This is a genomic window from Hyphomonas sp. L-53-1-40, from assembly GCF_000682775.1.
GTDB lineage: Bacteria > Pseudomonadota > Alphaproteobacteria > Caulobacterales > Hyphomonadaceae > Hyphomonas.
This window is the reverse complement of sequence record NZ_AWFI01000017.1, coordinates 76,123-95,029: the sequence shown is the minus strand read 5'-3', so window position 1 is coordinate 95,029 and position 18,907 is coordinate 76,123. Positions and strand designations below refer to the sequence as shown.

Here is an 18,907-nt window from a genome sequence, read left to right as displayed (position 1 = left end):
TCACCTTACGAACGTGTCATGGAAAATTTGTTGACCACGCATGTAGTCATGTCATACGACTACGCTTGTAGTCCAGAGAGGGGTTCTACACTATGAAGATTTCCGACGCAGAACTTGACGTGATGAGCGTGCTTTGGGCGCGACCGGGCCTTGCCGCCTCGGATGTCCACGACGCGCTGGGCACCGAAAAGGACTGGACCAGCCGGACCGTCAAGACCTTGCTGGCCCGCCTCGTGGAGAAGGGCGCGCTAAGCACCGAGGAGGATGGTCGACGCTATCTCTACTATCCGCTCGTCGAGGAAGGCACCTACAAGGCTGGCGCCGCTCGCCAGTTCGTCGACCAGGTCTTTTCCGGTCGCGCAGCCCCCCTCGTGGCGCACCTTGCTGATACGCGCGGTCTTACGGCCGATGACATCGCAGAACTTGAAAAGCTTCTAGGGGAGTTGAAGAAATGATTTTCGACCTGAACAGCCTCAACTTCACCTATGGCGTACAGACCGTGATTGCGGTGTCTGTCCTGATCGCGCTCATTCTGTTTGCGCGCAAGCATGTTGCCCGGCAGTTCGGCGCGGGTGTCGCCTATGCGCTCTGGGCAATCCCGCTGGCCCGGCTTGTCCTACCCCCCCTTTCCATGCCCACGCCGCTGGCCGGGTTCTTTGAGATGTTCCAGTCTCAATCACCTGCGGCGGCTGGGACGGCAGATGCTGTACCTGCATTCGTTCGCTCACCTGAACCCGTAGGACCCGCAGCCAACGCCGTCTGGGCTCCGCCAGCAACCGGTCCTGAGGCTTCGAGCCCCCTGTTCGAATTGGCTCATGGTCCTGCGGCCTTCCCGGAACTGTCCGAGCCTGTTTTGGGCGGACTCCTTCTTGGAACCGTGTTGGCCGTGTGGGCTGGCGGAGCCATCTACATGCTTGCCCGCAGTTCGTTTGCACACCACAGTTTCATGCAGACCCTGCGCCGCGAAGAGATGCCTGCCTCGCCCGAGCTCGCCAGCCTTGCCGACGATGTGGCCCGGCAGATCGGCCTGAAGCGCACTCCGCAGATTTCCACCAGCTTTATTTCATCTGGCCCGCTGGTCTCCGGCCTCTTGCGCCCGACTGTTCTGCTACCGGCCTGGTTCGAGGAAGACTATACCGTGTCCCAGCAACGGGCAGCGTTGGCGCACGAGCTGACGCACATCAAGCGCGGCGACCTCTGGGCCTTGCAGGTGTCGGAAATCTTCGTCTCTGCACTCTGGTTCAATCCGCTGGCCTATATTGCCCGACGCGCCTTCCGCACCGATCAGGAAGCAGCCTGCGACAGCGATGTGCTGAAATCCGGAGCGTCCTCTCCTCACGCCTATGGTGAGACTCTGTTGAAGGCTGTGCAGCTTGCCCTGCCGGAACGCCTGACCGCCGCAGCCAGCCTACCCCTGACTCACGCCCTGAAGGAAAGAATGATCCGCATGACCACACCCAGCCCCTCCCGCTCGCGGCGTCTGCTTGGCGCAGGTGTTTCCGGACTTCTCGGCAGCGCCGCCCTCATGTCGTCCGCCTTCGTGGCGACCGCCTGTGCCTCTGCCGAAGCCGATGAAAAGGTCGATATGGCTGAACTCGCGGGCGGAGAACCCGACAGCGTCAACCCAGCTCCCCAGCATCGCAGCCTCCACTTCAAGGATGGCACATTGTACATCGATGGCGACAAGGTCGAGGACCGGCAGGTCGTCATCATCGGCGATCCTTTCTCGGTCGATGCGATGACGCCGGAACTTGAGCGGGAAATTGAAATTCTGACATCAAAGATCGAAGCCGAGACGGCCGAAATCGAAACTCTGATGGCCTCCATGCCGCACATCGAACTCGCCTTCGAAGGCTTTGACGAAGAGCTGAACCGGAAGATGGAGATGGCCTTCAGCTTCACCGACGAAACCATGCCGAAATCCGAAGCCGAGTGGGAAGCCTGGGCAGAGAAGGTCGAGGCACAGGCCGAGGAATGGGAAGCCCATGCCGAAGCGATTGCCGAGCGCGCCGAAGCTCATGCAGACGCCTGGGAAACCCGCTTTGAACCCCAGATGGACGCCCTTGAGGCTCGCATCGAAGCCCATGCCGATGCGCTCGAACGCAAGATCGAGATCGCCTATGGCGAGGAGTTCGAGGATGAAATGGAGCATACCCATATCGTACTGACCGATCTGGTTGAGCAATGCCGCGACGCCAATCTGGCAGAGGGCGAGACCCGGATCCTCGAAAAGAGCAGTAGCCAGGACAAGACCAGGGACGTGAAGATCGCCTGCATCAAGGGCGACAAGGACACGCTGAAAGCCAAGGCGACGATCAAATCCGTGATGAAGAGCGACAAGCTCGACGCCGCCGAAAAGAAGGCCTTCAAGAAGCAGGTCAACGGTTCGTCCAGCCACACGATCACGATTGAAACCGACACGACAGACGAATAACGGGTCCCGCTCGCGCATTGCACGGAATGCATAGGCGGAGTCCCCCGGCGCAGGTCCCATTGCGTCGGGGGCTTTTTTTGCGAATGAGTCCCGCGCTTTGCGGTAATGGGATCGGCGTCTAGGGTGGCCCCCTGAATCGCGCTCCGGAGGATTTCCATGAAACGCCTGCTCGCCACAATGGCCATTGCCACCTGCCCGCTCGCTGCCTGTGTCACAGCGCCTGAGCCCTGCACGCAGGAATGGGTCGAATACAAGACCGACCGTATCCTCGGCGAGTTCGCTTCCGAAAATCGTGGTCTGATCAACGACCTGCGGCGCATTACTGACAGCGAGGGCGAACTCAATACATTCGCCACGATGCGGCTGATGTCGCGGACAGACGACCTTCAGAACTTTGCTGACAGCTTCCAGAATGTCGTCATCCCTGAACTGGAACTGGCGCTGGTGGAATGTGGGCAGAGCGATCAGTTCGCCCCTGCACTGACGGGCTTCCTGCGCGATGAAGGTGTGGACGAAGAGGCCTTGCAGTGGGTCGCGCCGATCATCGGCCTCATGCAACAAATGCGCGAAGATGATGTAGGCAACCCGCCGCGAGCCATGTAAGAGCGCGGCCATGAAAACGCTGATCGTTGTCCCCGCCCGCTATGGATCCACCCGGTTCCCGGGCAAGCCGCTGGTCGAGATCGCTGGCCGCACCATGGTGAGCCGTGTGGCCGCGATGGCTTCGCGCGCCGCCGCTGAACTGGATGATGCCGCAAGTGTCGTGGCCACCGATGACGAGCGCATCGCCCGTCATTGCCAGGACCTCGGCATTGACGTCGTCATGACCGATCCGAATGTCCCATCCGGCACCGATCGCGCCCTTGCCGCCGTGGACGCGATGGGGGTCATGCCAGACGTCATCGTCAACCTGCAGGGCGACTCGCCCTTTACCCCACCCGCACATGTTGTCGCCGTCGCCGAAGCCGCCGCCAGTTCCGGCGCCGATGCCGCCACGCCCTATGTCCGCCTGACCTGGCAGGCGCTGGACAATCTCCGCGCGCACAAGAAGACCACCCCCTTCTCCGGCACAACGCTGGCGCATGACAGCTCAGGCCGCGCGCTCTGGTTCTCCAAGAATCTCATCCCCGCCATCCGCAAGGAAGACGCGCTGCGCCAGCAAGGCGACATGTCTCCGGTCTGTCGCCATATTGGCCTCTATGCCTATCGCCTCCCCGCGCTGCGCAGATATGTCAGCCTGCCGGAAGGCCACTATGAAAAGCTTGAAGGCCTCGAACAGCTGCGCTTCCTCGAGAACGGCATGAGCATGCAATGTGTGGAAGTCGAGCCGGACACAATCGCCATTCCCGGCATTGATGCGCCGGAAGACGTGGCCCTCGCCGAACGCCTGATTGCGGCGCATGGCGATCCGCTGAAGGACTGACCGGACCATGGCAAGGCTGATTATCGTCCGGCACGGAAACACGTTCGACAAGGGCGACACGGTCACGCGTGTCGGCGGACGCACCGACCTCCCTTTATCCGTATCCGGACTGGCACAGACTGATGCGCTGGCCAGTCATTTCGCGGGCACCCGGTTTGTCGCCGCTTTCTGCTCACCGCTAATGCGTACACGGCAGACTTCGAGGGCCATGATTGGCATGCATACCGGCTCCCCCGCCCTGATCGTGCTGCCCTTCCTGACGGAAGTCGATTACGGCCCGGACGAAAACCAGCCGGAAGACAAGGTCGTGGCGCGGATTGGCGATGCAGCGCTCGAAGCCTGGGAGCGGGACGCCACACCTCCCGAGGGCTGGCTCGTGGACCCGGACGCACTCCGCGAGGGATGGCGCGGCCTGCTGGAGCGCGCAGCGGGGCTCGGCGCGGATGACACAGCGCTAGTCGTCACCTCAAATGGTATCGCTCGCTTCCTGCCAGATGTCGTTGATACTCAGCCAGACGATCTCGACCGCAAATTGAAGACTGGGGCATGGGGCATTGTCGAGGTAGATGGCACCACATCGCGCATCACCAGCTGGAACCAGCGCCCCTAAGCGACGTCCCGCGCATTAGTCTCATCGACGAATTCGCGTGCGCCAGAGATCGGCAAGGTAAACGCCACCGTCGTGCCTTCCCCCTCGATGGAAGACAGGATCATCCGTCCTCCATGCATTTCCGCAAAGGACTTCGTCAGCGCGAGGCCAAGCCCGGTGCCTTCATAATTGCGATCCTTGGTGCCGGACACTTGCTCGAACGGCGTCGCGAGGCGCGGCAGGTCTTCAGCCGGGATGCCGATTCCAGTATCGGTCACGCCGACATAGATTTCTGGCCCGCGCTGTTCGACCGTGACCGTAATCTTGCCGCCAGCATCGGTGAACTTGATCGCATTCGACACGAGGTTCAGCACCATTTGGCGGATCGCCCGATGGTCGGCGTCAATCTCAGGCATATTGGGCTGGGCATCCAGCACCATCTCGATTTCCTTGTCCTCTGCCTTGCGACGGATCATGCGCACAGCCGCGTCCACCGGGTCCACAGGATCAATGGGCTGCGGGTCGATTGTCATCTTGCCGGCCTCGATCTTCGCCATGTCGAGAATATCGTTGATCATGTCCAGCAAGTGTTGGCCCGAGGTCAGGATGTCCTGCGCATAGCCCTTGTACCGCTCGTCCCCCATTGGGCCGTAAAGCTCATTCGACAGGATTTCAGAAAAGCCATTGATCGCGTTCAGCGGTGTGCGCAGCTCATGGCTCATATTCGCCAGGAAGGCTGACTTGGTGTGCGCTGCATGTTCGGCCTTGGCCTTCTCCTCGGAATATTTCCGAGACAGTTCGCGTTCGCGCCCTTCAGACCGTTCAAGGTCCAGAGCGGTCTTGTGCATCTTGGCCTTTTGCTTCCTCAGCTCTTCCTCATTGCGGACATTCTCTGTGACATCCACGCCAACCGAGATCAGGCCACCATCAAGCGTTGGGCGCTCCACCAGCTTGATCCAGCGCTCGGTGTTGAGCTCCAGCAAGGTCGTCTGCGGATCTTCCAAAGAGGGGTGCTCTGAACGCAAGGCCCCTGCCCGCGCAATGTTCACCGTGTGATGCGCCATGCCCGGCCGCAAAGTTTCCTCGAGTTGGAGGTCGGAGGCAAAGGCCCGGTTCCAATAGAGCAGACGCTTGCGATTGTCCCACAGGGCGAAAGGACCATTGAAGCCTTCGATAGCCGTACGCAGTCGGCGTTCGGCCGCCTTGATCCGGTCTTCGGCCTGCTTGCGCTCGGTAATATCCAGCAGTACGCCGCCATAGACATTCGCACCGGTCTCGGCATGAGGCGTCACACTGCCACGCAATTCCATCCAGCGGGCCGGTTGGAAACTGGTCACGAAACTGGTCTGCACCCAGCCGTCCTTGTAGCCTTTGCGAAAGGCGTCCTGAACCCGCTTCTGATGCTCAGGGTGTACCTGCGGCAGCATTTCATCAATCGTGATCTCGCCATCGCCCAGCATGCCCATCAACTCGGATGCCGCATCGCTGAGATAAACCGCGCTGGAATCGTCTGACCACTCCCAATAGCCTGCACGCACACCCAGCATGACCGGGCTCATGAACCGGTCGGATTCGATCTCCTGCGCGCGTTCAACGAACGTGACTTCAGGCTCTCGCGAGAGCTGGTTCATCAGTCCGAGAATGACCAGCATGGGCGCTGCCAGCAGCAGGCCAAAAATCAGGAGCCGTATCAAATCGTCCAGCGTGAACAGCGGCATCGCCTGACTGGTGCACACCTGCAAAGCGCTGCCGCCGACCGGCGCGCACCCTGTAGCGGCGCGGTCGAGCAAGCTGAGGGAACGAAACTTCGTGGCAGGCAACATGCCCGCTGTGCCGGGCAGGATTGTCCCGGCACTGAAATGCTTGTCTGTAACGAAAATGCCGGTACCGGCCCGGCTTGCCGGCAACCATGTGCCCGCCGGAGCAAGCGCCAAAATGATCTCGCCATCCGGGGCCGTGGTGGCCACGACAATGTCACCCTGCCCTGACAGGCCGATCCGATGCCCTCCGGCCAGCATGGCTTCTGCAACCGGCACAGCCGACAGCAGACGGCTGCCTTCAGGTGCCAGGCGGGCCTCCTGGAGAGAAACGACCACATCCACACCCGGCGTAGCAGAGGCAACTGCCGAGCGGGACGCGCCTGCATCGGCAATCAGCCGCATCGCCATTTCAGCCGTGCCGGCATGACCGGATAGCCGCGCTGCGATGGTCGTGGAATTAGCTTCAAGCGTACCCAGAAGCGTGGAATCGGCCGTCTGGCGCTCTTCCCAGGCCTTCAGGCCCAGTGCGCCCGCCAGCAACAGGATAATCGCAATAATAGTCCATTTCAGCCGCCGGTCATCGCGACTGGGGACTCCCGCAGCGACGGTATCCGTTTGCGGAGGGATAACCGACTTGGACAAGGTGCTTCCTGTGCCGATTCCTTAGAAAAACAAGGGCTCAGCTTTGGTTTTCTATCGTAATCCTTGCCCAATTCTTAACAAAGGTACAGATTTCGTTAACCCAGAGAACAGGCTCCGCCGCCTAGTTCAGCGCGCGGGACACGATATCTGCAGAATTCTTTGATAAATCAGCAGCTTGCAGACGGCGGAGGCATGCTTCGGCTTCTGCCTTCGCCTTTGGTTCCAGAATGCGCCACTGTTCAAACGCAGTCAGCAGACGGGCACCAAGCGCCGGATTCACCTTGTCGGCCTTAAGGATAATGTCTTCGATGACTTCATAGCCAGAGCCGTCCGGCGCGTGAAACCCGGACAGATTCTGCATTCCAAAAGCCGCCGCGACCGAGCGGACGCGATTGGGGTTGCCCATGTCGAAGTCCGGATGCGCCGCCAGTTTTGAAACTGTAGCGGCATCACCGGTACCAGCCTGAGCGCCAAACCACTTGTCCATGACCAGCGGATTGGACTTCCACGCCTGCTCGAAATCAGCCAGTGCAGTCTCCCGCGCCGCGCCTTCCAGCCCGGCGAGCCCGCGCAACGCGGCAAGCTTCTCGGTCATGTTGGTGGCGGCGTTGTAAAGCCCCAGAAGGCGCTCACCCGCTTCGTCGCGGCCTGATGCTGCCAACAGGTTGATCAGTGCCGTGCGCAGGGCGCGTTCACCCGCCTGCTCTGCTCCCGGATCATAGGGTTCCGGGGAAGACTTGCGGAGAATGTCGTCCGCAAAATCGGAGAGCTTGCTGTAGAGGGCTGCCTGCAATTTCTTGCGCGCGGTGTTCAACGCCCCAGGGTCAGCCGGCTGACGCTCCTGGAACAGTTCACCTACATCCGGCAGGCGTGTCAGGAGCGCCGCGAAGGCCGGGTCGTCCACCGCGTCGCGAATAGCCACGGCCATCGCTTCGACGAGCGCGTCATCAGGCTCTGCCTGCGATCCTTCGGAGAGGGTCAAAATTTCCTGCTTGGCGAGGCTCTGCACACTGTCCCATTGATTGAACGGATCTGTCTCCAGACGGATCATCGCGAGTTGGTCATCGCGGCTGAGCGCCCGCTTGATGCGTACCGGAGCGGTAAAGTCACGATTGATCGACACCAGAGGGCGTTCAGATCCTTCCGGCAGGTCGAAGGTCATGGTCAGTTCTTCATCTTCCAGAAGCGTGATCCATTCAGCCATGTTGCCTTCATCGTCGATCAACGCCATTTCCATCGGGATCAGCATCGGCTTCTTGGCTGGTTGGCCGGGTGTTGCTGGCGTCTTCTGTTTCAGCGTGACAGCAATCTCGCGCGTTTCCGGATTCCAGCTTTCTTCCATCGTGATTTCTGGCGTTCCAGCTTGCGAATACCAAAGTCGGAACTGAGTAAAGTCCTGCTCGCTGACTTCTTCGAAACAGGCATAAAAATCCTCGATGGTGACAGCCTGTCCATCATGACGGTCGAAATAGAGGTCCATGCCTTTGCGATAGGTTTCCTCACCGAGCATCCGGCGCAGCATGCCAATTATCTCCGCGCCCTTTTCATAGACCGTGGCCGTGTAGAGATTATCGATGGCCCCATAGGTGGTCGGGCGCACCGGGTGCGCCAATGGGCCGGCATCCTCGGCAAACTGGCGTGCGCGCAAGCGGATGACGTCCTTTATCCGCTGCACTGGGCGCGAGCGCATGTCGGCCGAAAAATTCTGATCACGGAAAACCGTCAGGCCTTCCTTGAGGCACAACTGGAACCAGTCTCGACACGTGATTCGGTTGCCAGTCCAGTTATGGAAATATTCGTGGGCGACGATGCTTTCGATGGCCTCGAAATCTGCGTCGGTCGCGGTGTCTTCGTCTGCGAGCACATAGGCCGAGTTGAAGATGTTCAGACCTTTATTCTCCATGGCGCCGAAATTGAAGTCGCGTACAGCCACGATATTGAACACGCCGAGATCATATTCCCGGCCATAGGTCTCCTCATCCCATTTCATTGAACGCTTGAGGCTATCCATGGCCCAGGCCGCACGATCTGCATCGCCTTTGTCTACATGAATTGCCAGATCGATGGTCTTGCCGCTCATTGTGGTGAACTGATCAGAGTAGACATCATAATCGCCAGCGCAGAGCGCAAAGAGATAGGCCGGCTTCTTGTGCGGATCATCCCATACCGCAAAGTGACGACCATCATCCACATCGCCTGCCTCGCCCGGCGTACCGTTCGACAGCAGGATGGGATAGGTCGCCTTGTCGGCCGTCATGCGCACGGTGAAGCGGCTCATCACATCCGGACGGTCGGGATAAAACGTAATGCGACGGAATCCGATGGCCTCGCACTGGGTGCAGAAGCGACCGCCTGACATATAGAGACCCGACAGCGCAGTGTTCTTTGAGGGCGCGATCTCGACTTCGGTAACCAGCGTAAACGCGTCTGGCACCTTTGCCAGCGTCAACCCGTTCTCCGTCAGTTGATAGGCATCATCCGGCACCGCAACGCCATCAATTGCGATCGACTTCAACTCCAGCGCTTCGCCGTCAAGCTCCAGAGGCGCGTTCGCGTCACCTGTCCGGCGGACCTTCAGATCGGCGCGCACCCGCGTCGCATCAGGATGAAGGTCAAACCTCAGATCCACCTGCTCGATTTCGAAGGGATAGGACGAATAATCCGACAATTGAACGGCAATGGGGGCTTCAGTGCGCATGTTTTCTCCGGCAAACAGGATTTCAGTCTTTCAGTTAGGGAGTCTGGCTGGCAACGTCGAGGGCTAGCGCCCATGCGTCTGCAGATATCAACCCGAATGGCGAGGCCTGATGCGCGCACTTCTGTCTCATCCCCTCATCCGCAGTCTGGCGGGGCTTGCCGCAATCGGACTGGCGATCATTATCGCAGTCTATTCCCTTGTCCCGGCCAGCGAGGCCCCTGCTCCTCGATTGTCGGACAAGATCAAACACTTTGCAGCCTACGCCGCCCTTGCCGCCCCGCTCTCGGTAGCGTTCGGGGTGGGCCCACGCCCGGCTGCTCTGGCGTTCAGCATATCAGCCTTGTTCGGTATCGGACTTGAGATCGCGCAAATGTTTGGCGAGGCCGGGCGCGAGGGCTCCAGCCTGGACGTTGCGGCCAATCTTGGCGGCGCGCTGATCGGAGTTCTTGTTGTCGGGGTATTCGGTCGACAGGGGCGGCTATTCAGCCGCGACCGTCGCTGAATCTGCCTCAGCCTCGTCATCCAGCTGATAGACAAAGCGCAGGATAGATGCGCAACGCTGGGCGACCTGCTTGAGTTCGGACGGGCAGTCATCCGGCTTTTCCTGATAGAAGTCCGCGATCTGACGTACGGTCTGCAGCAAGTCTGGCGTACAGGCGATCATGCGGGCCTGATGCTCGATACGTTGGGGGTCGCGATCATATTCGCCGCCCGTGACGCGCCAACCGCCCTGGTCATCTTCATCCGTCACAACCACGGGATAGGTCCCGACATCACTGATGCCGAGGCCACCAATACTGGCCCGCCATTTCGCGCGGCGGCGAGCGATATGCCAGTGCTCCAACAAGGAATCGTCGTCATCCGGGCGCAGGATATGCGAATCCCTCGCCAAGCTCTCTTCAGCCGCCAGTTCATGAGACTGGAAACTGCGACCCAAACCGCACTCATAGGTCACGCGGAGAGGTTCATCCACGTCCTTGACCCAATGCGGCACGACTTTTTCGATCAGCGCCCACGTTCCGACGGGCTTCACGAAGACGCGCTGCGATTTGTGAAATAACGCCTTGGCCATCAGTTGCTCCCGAATTCAGACGTGATTTTTGCCATCTGGGCCTTTCAACGCAGTGAAACCGATCGATGAAATTTGACCTACCGGCACGATTTCCCACCAAAAGTGGATTTTCGCGTTTCCGTTGGGTGACGGGTTTCCGCGCACGTAAACCGCGCTATTTTGCTCATCATTGAAGAGAAAGAGTGGCCCAACCGGCCCACAAGGGGAGCGCAAGCGACATGAACTTCGACTTTTCCGAAGACCAGAAATTTCTCGGCAATGAGGCACGCAAGTTCCTCGAAGCCGAATGCCCCATGACGGCCGTCCGTCTGGTGTTGAATGATGACGATGTCAGCCACAATGAAACTGTCTGGAACAAGGTAGTGGAAATGGGCTGGCTGGGCACGGCCATCCCGGAAGAGCATGGCGGCCTCGGCCTGGGCCTGCTCGAAGTGTGCGTGCTTGCCGAGGAAATGGGCCGCGTTCTCGCGCCTGTGCCGTGGGCGTCCACCGTCTACTTCTTCACCGAAGCGCTGAAACTGGCTGGCTCGAATGAGCAACAGGCCGAGATCATGCCGCGTATCGTCAGTGGCGATGTCGTGGGCTGCTACGCTGCCAGCGAAGGCCCTGGCAATCCGGCTGCTGACACGCTGAAGACGACCTTCGATGGCTCTACCCTGTCGGGCACGAAACTGCCAGTCACAGATGGCGACATTGCCACGCACGCCATTGTGCTGGCCAAGGAAGGTTCCGGCGCGAGCCTGGTCCTCGTCGACCTGACCGGCGCGGGCGTGACCCGCAAGACTCTCCAGACACTGGACCCAACGCGCAGCCATGCCGAAATCGTCTTCGACAAGGCCCCGGCCACGCGTCTCGGCAAGGCCGGCGATGGCGAGATGCTGAACGATCAGGTCCTCGACCATGCCGCTGTCCTGCTCGCCTTCGAACAGCTGGGCGGGGCCTCGCGCGCCCTCGAAATGGCAACCGATTACGCCAAGGAACGCTACGCCTTTGGACGCCCCATTGGTGGCAATCAGGCGATCAAACACAAGCTCGCTGAAATGTATGTGAAGAACGAGGTTGCTCGCTCGAACTGCTTCTACGGCGCATGGGCGGTCTCGACCGGCGCAGCGGAACTGCCGGAAGCGGCCGCCGCGGCGCGCATTGCGGCATGCGAAGCCTTCTGGTTCGCGTCCAAGGAAAACATCCAAACCCATGGCGGCATGGGCTTCACATGGGAGGTGGACTGCCACCTCTTCTATCGCCGCGCCAAGCTGCTGGCCGTTCAGGCCGGAGCGCCCAAAGTGTGGAAAGAAAAACTCGTCCGCACCCTTGAAAACAAGAATGCCGCCTAAGGAGGAATGACTCATGGACTTCAATGACACCAAAGAAGAAGCCGAATTCCGCGCCGAAGCTCGCGCTTTCCTCGGCAAGCATCTCGAGCCCAAGGGCGACAAGCCGCTGCGTCAGCGCGTGGACGGCAGCGAATTCATGAAACTTGCCAAGCAATGGCAGAAGACAAAATCCGAAGGCGGTTATGCCCAGATCACCTGGCCGAAAGAGATCGGCGGGCGCGGCGGCACGCCGATGCAGCAGGTCATCTGGAACCAGGAAGAAGGCAAGTTCGACGCGCCGACCGGCCCCTTCACCATCGGCCTCGGGATGTGCATCCCGACCGTCATCGCGTTCGGTTCCGACGAGCACAAGAAGCGCTATGTCGGCAAGGCAATGAAGGGCGAGGAAATCTGGTGCCAGCTCTTTTCCGAACCGTCTGCCGGGTCTGATGTTGCGGGCCTGAAGACCCGCGCCGTCAAGGATGGCGACGAATGGGTCATCAACGGCCAGAAGGTCTGGACCTCCGGCGCACACTATTCCGATTACGGCATCCTGCTGACCCGGACCGACCCGAGCGTGCCGAAGCACAAGGGCCTGACCATGTTCATCGTGGACATGAAACAGGCTGGCGTCGAAGTGCGCCCGATCCACCAGGCATCTGGTGGTCGCGAGTTTAACGAAGTCTACTTCACGGATGTCCGCATCAAGGATTCCGACCGTCTCGGCGAAGTCGGTCAGGGCTGGAAAGTGGCCATCGTCACACTGATGAACGAGCGCCTTGCCGTGGGCGGTTCCCCTGGCCCGGACTGGGCGGAGATCATGGCCTATGCCAAGGAAGCCGGCACCATGTCTGATCAGGCTTTCCGCGAGAAACTGGCCGACTGGTATGTTGCCGCGCAAGGCTACAAGCTGACCAAGTTCCGCACTCAGACGGCCCTTTCACGCGGCCAGACCCCGGGACCGGAAAACTCGATCGGCAAGATCATCACCGCCAACCACCTTCAGGACATTTGTAACTCGGCCATCGAGATGCAGGACCATTACGGCATCCTGACGGATTCAGATCGCATGCCAGCCGATGCCATCTTCCAGCAAAGCTTCATGTGGGCCCCCGGCCTGCGCATTGCAGGTGGCACGGATGAGATCCTGAAAAACATCATCGCCGAACGCGTTCTGGGCCTGCCCCAGGATGTCCGCGTGGACAAGGACATTGCGTTCGACCAGATGAAAAGCGGCTAGATCAAGCCTCAGGCGCGTCTGCGTGAACGTTGATGTACTGGCTGACAAAGGCCGCCACATCGTTCACGCAGGCCCGGCCTGCTTCGCCCAGCGCCTTGGCACGGTCCGCATTGGACCCGCCATTGGCACTGGCAGAATTCGAGACCACAACCTGGTCCAACACATCTCGCGATCCACCGTCCATGAGCGTTGCACGTACGCGGCACCGCCCGGTCGTACCGGACAAGGTGAAATCCGTTACCTGCCAGGAAAGCTCATAGGGCGCGGTAGCCCCCGTCTCGGGCGCAATCGCCTTGCCTGCGCCCTGCCCCTGCAACGCATCCAGCATCGCCATCTGCATCAGGCGTGTCGAGGAATCCGTCCATTCCACGTTCGGCACCAAACGTAGCGCACCACTGGAATCTTCTGCCGCGATCGCCCGACCGGCTACGAGGCGTGACGCATCCGGCTCACGAATGAGAACTGACGCATCCAGGTCGTAGGCCGTTTCCATCGGCGCGAAGCGATAGAGGCCCTGAGGCACCTTCGGCTCTGGCAAGACAGACACACACGCTGCGAGGCTGCAGGCCGCAAGGCCAGTCATAAGAACACGGATCATCTAGCGGCTCTCCTCATATGGGGCCGGGTCACCGACCACAAAGCCTTGGGGGTTTTGTTCCAATTCACGCGCAACCCGGTCGAGGCGGTTGATCAACAGGCGCAAATCCCGGCTGGCTAGGCGCGCGTCAACCAGCGCGCCCGTGGCCGGGCCTTCGATGGCGTCTGTCGCCGCAAGTACCGCGAGATTACTCTGCTCCACCGCCTTGTTCGCAGTGGCAGCCACTTCGCGAATTTCGGCGACCAGCGCATTTGCCTGTGAGCCGAATTCGGTCATCTGGCTGTCCGCAGTTGTCCCGAAGGATTCCAGCGACGCAGAGGCCGCTTCAAAGCGCGCGCTCGCCGCCGACACATCTTTTAGCGTCTGGGTCGCTTGCGCCATCGTGCCATCGGAGGCGGCGAGTTGCCCGCTGAGCGTTTCGATGTTGCGGATCGTGGCTGACAGGGACTCGATGTTCTCATCTGTGAGGATCAGGTTCACCCGCTCAATGGTCCGGTTGGCCTTGCCGAGCACTTCGGCGCCACCGGCAAAAATTTCGTCGAGTTGTGTCCGTTCAGCCTTGATGACAGGCACGGGCTGACCCGGTCGCGCACGCAGGGGCGCCGCTTTTGGTGACCCTGCCGTGATCTGAACAAATGTGATGCCCGTAATGCCAGCCAGCTGGATAGAGGCCGTAGAATCCACTTTCACAGGGGTTTCCGCGTCCACACGTATGCGGGCCCGCACCTTGGACTGATCGCCCCGGTCGATCCGCACCCAGGAGACCTCGCCCACCTTGATGCCGATATAGCGCACCGAAGCCCCCTGCTCCAACGAGACCGGTCCCTCGAAGACAATATCATACGCTTCAAAATCCTGCCGGAACTGGGACTGGCCCAGCCACAGCGTAAACACCGCCACGGCCATCGTGGCGATCAGGACGAATGCTCCGATCAGGGCGTAATTCGCTCGCGTTTCCATCGTCTCCGGGTCCTCTTCTAGTGTCCCGTCGCGGCCCGCCCACGCGGACCTCCGAAATATTCCTGGACCCACGGATGATCGAAGGCCCGTAATTCATCAATTGTGCCGACTGCCAGCACGCGTTTCTCGCCCAACACGGCAATCCGGTCACAAGTTGCCTGCAGCGTATCCACATCATGCGTCACAAGGAAGACCGTCAGGCCCAATGCGCGTTGCAGCTGTCGGATGAGCGCATCGAAATTGGCCGCTGTGATCGGGTCGAGCCCGGCGGTGGGTTCATCCAGAAACAGGAGTTCCGGGTCGAGCGCCAAGGCCCGTGCAAGGGCCGCGCGCTTGCGCATGCCACCTGACAGATCGGACGGGAATTTTGGACCGGCATCCACATGCAGACCCGCCATCAGAATTTTCATATCCGCCAGTTCGCGGCACAGCTGCGGCGAGAGGTCGGTGTGCTCCTTCAGGGGCACCATGACATTCTCGCGCACGGTGAGGTTGGAGAACAGCGCACCGTCCTGGAACATGACGCCCCAGCTGCGCTCCACGGCGGCGCGCTCGTCCGGGTCGAGTGTCTCCAATCGCTTGCCGAACACTTCAATACTGCCAGCCGAAGGTTCCTTCAGGCCAGTGATGGCGCGCAGAAGCACTGACTTGCCACAACCTGATGGGCCGATGACGCCGATGATCTCGCCGCGACGAATATCAAGATCAAGATGCTCATGCACGACATGAGACCCATAGGCGGTCTTCAGGTCACGCACGCGGATGATGATATCGTCGGTCAAATGCCCATCTCCATGTAGAAGATGGCGAACAGGGCATCGATCACGATGATCGAGAAGATGGCCTGCACAACCGATGTGGTTGTCTTGCTGCCAAGCGACTGGACGCTGCCACCCACATTCAGGCCCTGACGGCAGGCAATAAGCGCCACCACGAACCCAAACACCGGAGCCTTGGACATGCCAACCCAGAACTGGTCCAACGGCACGTTCGACTGAAGACGGTCAAGGAAGAGTGCCGGATTGATGTCGAGTGCCAGCCAGCCAACCATTACGCCGCCCGCAATGCCTGCAAGCGTGCCCACAAAGGCGAGTACCGGCGTTGCCACAACCATCGCAATGATACGCGGCGCGACCAGCACATCCATCGGCTTCAGACCGAGTGTCTGCATGGCGTCGATTTCCTGGCGCATCTTCATCGTGCCGATTTGCGCTGTGAACGAGGAATTGGTCCGCCCCGCCAGAACGATGCCGGTCATGATGACCCCAAGCTCACGCAGCATGGCAAAACCGATCAGTTCGACCACAAAGATTTCAGAGCCCAGGTCGCGCAGGGTGGTCGCGCCAATAAAGGCCACCACCATACCGACAAAGAAAGAGAGAAACGCGATGATTGGCATCGCATCGAGACCGGCCTCTTCGAGCACAGAGACAATGGAGGTCCAGCGCAACTTCCAGGGGGTCAGGACAAGCCGGAACGTCGTCACCAGCGTCTCACCGAGAAATGCCAACGTGTCCTTGGCTTCGCCCAGCATGTTCATGAAACCGCGACCGGTCCGCTCCAGCATATCGACCAGTCCGCCATGCGGCGGGCGCTTCGGCTCTTCCACATCGGTTACGGCGTGGACTTGGCTGATCAAGTTTTCGGCGTTGGGATGGTTGCCCTCTATCCGGGCGGGCGTTTCTGACAATTGTCGCAGCGTGCGGTCAATGACAAAGGCGCCGGCGGTGTCGAGCTTGCCGAGCGCAGCAGCGTCCAACACAAGCGCGCCCTCATGGGCCTCCAAATCACGCAAACCGTCGTCCACGGCTTGAACCGTGCGCACGGTCCAGTCTCCCACGACACGGAGGACGGTCTGTTCGCCGCTGGTTTCCAGCGCGAATTCGGGGATGCTAGGGTTCGCCATTCAAATACTTTTCTACCTGACCACCCTATCCAAACATGCTTAAGACCTGAAAAGCATGATTGTTCAAATTTCACCTATTGGGACCATACATGGGCCAGCGAACACTTGAAATTACTGATGTTTCTTCACCCCTGAAGACGGCGTTTACCATTTCACGCGGCGCCAAGACCAGCGCGGACACAATTCGCGTCACCCTCCGCCAGGGCGAGGCGGTCGGGCGGGGTGAATGCGTGCCCTACCCGCGCTATGGCGAAACCCAGACCGGGGTACATGCGGCCATCGAAGCGCTTAGGGCTCAGATCGAAGGCGGTCTCAGCCGTGAGGCCTTGCAGACCGCCATGCCCGCCGGCGCAGCCCGGTGCGCCGTCGACTGCGCCTTGTGGGATCTGGAAGCAAAACTGACCGGCACACCGGTCTGGAAACTGGCGGGCCTTCCCGAACCCAAGCCCATCGAGACTGCGGTTACGGTCAGCCTCGACACGGCGGACGCAATGGCCGAGGCCGCGCGCTCAACGCCCAGCCGTTTGCTGAAGCTGAAACTTGGCGGACCGGAAGACCTCGATCGGATCGAAGCGGTTCATGCGGCCCGTCCCGATGCCCGCCTGATCGTGGATGGCAATGAAGGGCTGCTGCCAGAACAATTCCCTGCCATCGTAAAGCGTGCCGCAGATCTGGGCGTGGTCATGATCGAACAACCCTTTCCGGCTGGCAATGACGAGGCCTTGCTACGGCGGCCCGGCGCAGTATCCGTATGCGCAGACGAAAGCGCCCATACGAGCGCCGAAATCCAGGAACTCGCCCGCCGCTACGATGCGGTCAACGTGAAGCTCGACAAGACCGGCGGGCTTACAGAAGCTATTCGCACGGTCCGCGCCGCACGTGAAAGCGGACTTGGTGTCCTGATCGGATGCATGGTAGGCGGATCATTGTCGATGGCGCCCGCCGTTCTACTGGCCGGCCTCGCTGACGCGGCAGACCTGGACGGCCCGCTCTGGTTGTCCGAAGACATCGCGCATGGCCTGACCTATTCGGACGGCATGGTCAGCCCACCAACATCAGCACTCTGGGGCTAGGCCGCCCCGTCGAGAATATCCCTGAAACCGCTGGGGGCATGAGGCCCCATGAACAATTGTTCGAAGGCGCCGATACCTTCGGACGACAAGCCGTTCGGCCCTTCGTGCCGCGCGCGGGCAATCGCCTGGATGTGGAGATTTTCAGGCTGTTGCCAAGACATCTTCTCAGGCTCATAGTCCTCGCGCAGGACCGACAGCTGGTCGCCATGATAGGAGCCATGCTTGCGCTCAGGATGGCCATAACCGATGCCCTTCATCAGGAAGGTGCCGAACGGCTCGAAACTCACCGTATGCGGATTTCCCTGCCCATCCTCTAGATGCAGCTTGGCTGATTTCATCCGCCGTGTGCCCGGCGTGTAATTGATGTCCATGTGCGGTTTGTCGAGATGGAGAAGCTCACCCTGCCCAGCGCCATCCATGGCCAGTACCGCGCGCGTATTCCATGCCTCACCCGCTTCATCATGGTTCACATGATAGAACATTGAGAGGTTGGGGAAATTCGTCGGAGTCCAGATCCAGTAGAACTGCGGCGGCAATGGCGGGATCAGCGGCTGGGTATCCTGCGCGCCGATCGGGCGCACGCCCCAGCTGCGGTCACGCGTGCCCGTCCAACTGTCTGGCGACACGGTGATTTCCTGTCCATCAAGGCGCAACTTGCCAGACCATCGCCCATTCTGAGTCATGCGGGTAACATCCATCAACATGCGCGGCCCCTGCCGACGTGTGAAGCGAGGTTCCTCGATCGGAAAGGCCCTGCCCTCGAACTCGAGGTCAAGCGCGATGCCTTCGGTTTCTTCAACTTTCAATCGGATACGCTTCAGCGGCTCAACCACTTCGACCGAGAAGCCCCCGACATATGTGTTCATCCGTTCCATATTGAGGGGACGGGAAAAGAAAACCGAATGCTGCTTGCCACCACGCAGGACCGACACCGCCGCGTCGATAATGTTCAGATGCGGATAAATGCCCATCGCCGCCGCGAAGAAAGTCTCGCCATCGGCGGAATAGCCATTGAAAAAGAACCGGTCATAAAAATTCCGGTCTGAGCCGGAAAAGGCGATGGGTTCTGGCGTCTGGTGAATCGGGTACTCGTCTCCGGCGGTCAGCATATCATTTCCTTCCTTCGCGTTACCTCTTGGCGGGCAACGTCCCGCAAGTAGGGTGAACGACAGAGACACGCGGTTCAAGACGTGACGCCA

The 18,907-nt window shown here is 60.1% G+C and carries 17 protein-coding genes; 9 read left to right on the top strand and 8 right to left on the bottom strand.

Annotated features, from left to right (window positions below):
• Window positions 1–92: 92 nt before the first annotated feature.
• From L53_RS12505 to L53_RS12485, 5 genes are all read left to right on the top strand, one after another.
• Window positions 93–455, top strand: coding sequence for a BlaI/MecI/CopY family transcriptional regulator (locus L53_RS12505; protein ID WP_034815959.1), 363 nt, complete (start codon window positions 93–95; stop codon window positions 453–455).
• A complete protein-coding gene (locus L53_RS12500; RefSeq protein WP_034815956.1) occupies window positions 452–2,434 on the top strand; it encodes a M56 family metallopeptidase in 1,983 nt (660 codons plus the stop codon). The genes L53_RS12505 and L53_RS12500 overlap by 4 nt, the downstream gene beginning before the upstream one ends.
• Window positions 2,435–2,590: 156 nt before the next feature.
• On the top strand, window positions 2,591–3,037 hold the full coding sequence (locus tag L53_RS12495) for a hypothetical protein (RefSeq protein WP_034815954.1): 447 nt from the start codon (window positions 2,591–2,593) through the stop codon (window positions 3,035–3,037).
• 10 nt (window positions 3,038–3,047) lie between these two features.
• Window positions 3,048–3,857 carry a 3-deoxy-manno-octulosonate cytidylyltransferase gene (gene kdsB / locus L53_RS12490; protein WP_034815950.1) on the top strand — a complete coding sequence of 270 codons (810 nt, stop codon included), beginning with the start codon at window positions 3,048–3,050 and terminating at the stop codon, window positions 3,855–3,857.
• A 7-nt stretch (window positions 3,858–3,864) separates the two neighbouring features.
• Window positions 3,865–4,467, top strand: a complete 603-nt coding sequence (locus L53_RS12485) for a histidine phosphatase family protein (RefSeq protein ID WP_034815947.1) — start codon at window positions 3,865–3,867, stop codon at window positions 4,465–4,467.
• Here the strand turns inward: L53_RS12485 and L53_RS12480 are convergent.
• Together L53_RS12480 and pepN are read right to left on the bottom strand one after the other, a co-directional pair.
• On the bottom strand, window positions 4,464–6,848 hold the full coding sequence (locus L53_RS12480) for an ATP-binding protein (RefSeq protein ID WP_051607920.1): 2,385 nt from the start codon (window positions 6,846–6,848) through the stop codon (window positions 4,464–4,466). The two genes, L53_RS12485 and L53_RS12480, sit on opposite strands and share 4 nt — an antisense overlap.
• Window positions 6,849–6,969: 121 nt before the next feature.
• Window positions 6,970–9,546 carry an aminopeptidase N gene (gene pepN, locus L53_RS12475; protein WP_034815944.1) on the bottom strand — a complete coding sequence of 859 codons (2,577 nt, stop codon included), beginning with the start codon at window positions 9,544–9,546 and terminating at the stop codon, window positions 6,970–6,972.
• Between the two features lie 109 nt (window positions 9,547–9,655).
• Here pepN and L53_RS12470 point away from each other — a divergent pair, with 109 nt between their 5' ends.
• Window positions 9,656–10,048: a VanZ family protein gene (locus L53_RS12470; protein WP_051607919.1), complete on the top strand. Its 393-nt coding sequence runs from the start codon at window positions 9,656–9,658 to the stop codon at window positions 10,046–10,048.
• Here the strand turns inward: L53_RS12470 and L53_RS12465 are convergent.
• Window positions 10,025–10,618, bottom strand: a complete 594-nt coding sequence (locus tag L53_RS12465; RefSeq protein ID WP_034815941.1) for a hypothetical protein — start codon at window positions 10,616–10,618, stop codon at window positions 10,025–10,027. The genes L53_RS12470 and L53_RS12465 overlap by 24 nt on opposite strands.
• A 218-nt stretch (window positions 10,619–10,836) precedes the next feature.
• On the opposite strand from L53_RS12465, the gene L53_RS12460 reads away from it, so the two are divergent.
• Together L53_RS12460 and L53_RS12455 are read left to right on the top strand one after the other, a co-directional pair.
• Window positions 10,837–11,952: an acyl-CoA dehydrogenase family protein gene (locus L53_RS12460; protein WP_034816263.1), complete on the top strand. Its 1,116-nt coding sequence runs from the start codon at window positions 10,837–10,839 to the stop codon at window positions 11,950–11,952.
• Window positions 11,953–11,965: 13 nt separating this feature from the next.
• On the top strand, window positions 11,966–13,171 hold the full coding sequence (locus L53_RS12455) for an acyl-CoA dehydrogenase family protein (protein ID WP_034815938.1): 1,206 nt from the start codon (window positions 11,966–11,968) through the stop codon (window positions 13,169–13,171).
• Between the two features lies 1 nt (window position 13,172).
• Here the strand turns inward: L53_RS12455 and L53_RS12450 are convergent, their stop codons facing one another.
• The 4 genes from L53_RS12450 to L53_RS12435 are packed head-to-tail and all read right to left on the bottom strand — an operon-like array spanning window position 13,173 to window position 16,635.
• Window positions 13,173–13,769, bottom strand: a complete 597-nt coding sequence (locus L53_RS12450; RefSeq protein WP_034815935.1) for an ABC-type transport auxiliary lipoprotein family protein — start codon at window positions 13,767–13,769, stop codon at window positions 13,173–13,175.
• Window positions 13,770–14,729 carry an MlaD family protein gene (locus tag L53_RS12445; RefSeq protein ID WP_034815932.1) on the bottom strand — a complete coding sequence of 320 codons (960 nt, stop codon included), beginning with the start codon at window positions 14,727–14,729 and terminating at the stop codon, window positions 13,770–13,772.
• A 17-nt stretch (window positions 14,730–14,746) separates the two neighbouring features.
• On the bottom strand, window positions 14,747–15,511 hold the full coding sequence (locus tag L53_RS12440; protein WP_034815930.1) for an ABC transporter ATP-binding protein: 765 nt from the start codon (window positions 15,509–15,511) through the stop codon (window positions 14,747–14,749).
• Window positions 15,508–16,635 (bottom strand): ABC transporter permease, encoded by a 1,128-nt coding sequence (locus L53_RS12435; protein ID WP_034815927.1) that lies wholly within the window; start codon window positions 16,633–16,635, stop codon window positions 15,508–15,510. The genes L53_RS12440 and L53_RS12435 overlap by 4 nt, the downstream gene beginning before the upstream one ends.
• 89 nt (window positions 16,636–16,724) lie before the next feature.
• Here L53_RS12435 and dgcA point away from each other — a divergent pair, with 89 nt between their 5' ends.
• Entirely contained in the window at window positions 16,725–17,708 is a 984-nt protein-coding gene (dgcA, locus tag L53_RS12430) for an N-acetyl-D-Glu racemase DgcA (RefSeq protein ID WP_051607918.1), read from the top strand.
• Here the strand turns inward: dgcA and L53_RS12425 are convergent.
• Window positions 17,705–18,817 (bottom strand): hypothetical protein, encoded by a 1,113-nt coding sequence (locus tag L53_RS12425; RefSeq protein WP_034815924.1) that lies wholly within the window; start codon window positions 18,815–18,817, stop codon window positions 17,705–17,707. The genes dgcA and L53_RS12425 overlap by 4 nt on opposite strands.
• Window positions 18,818–18,907 lie beyond the last annotated feature (90 nt).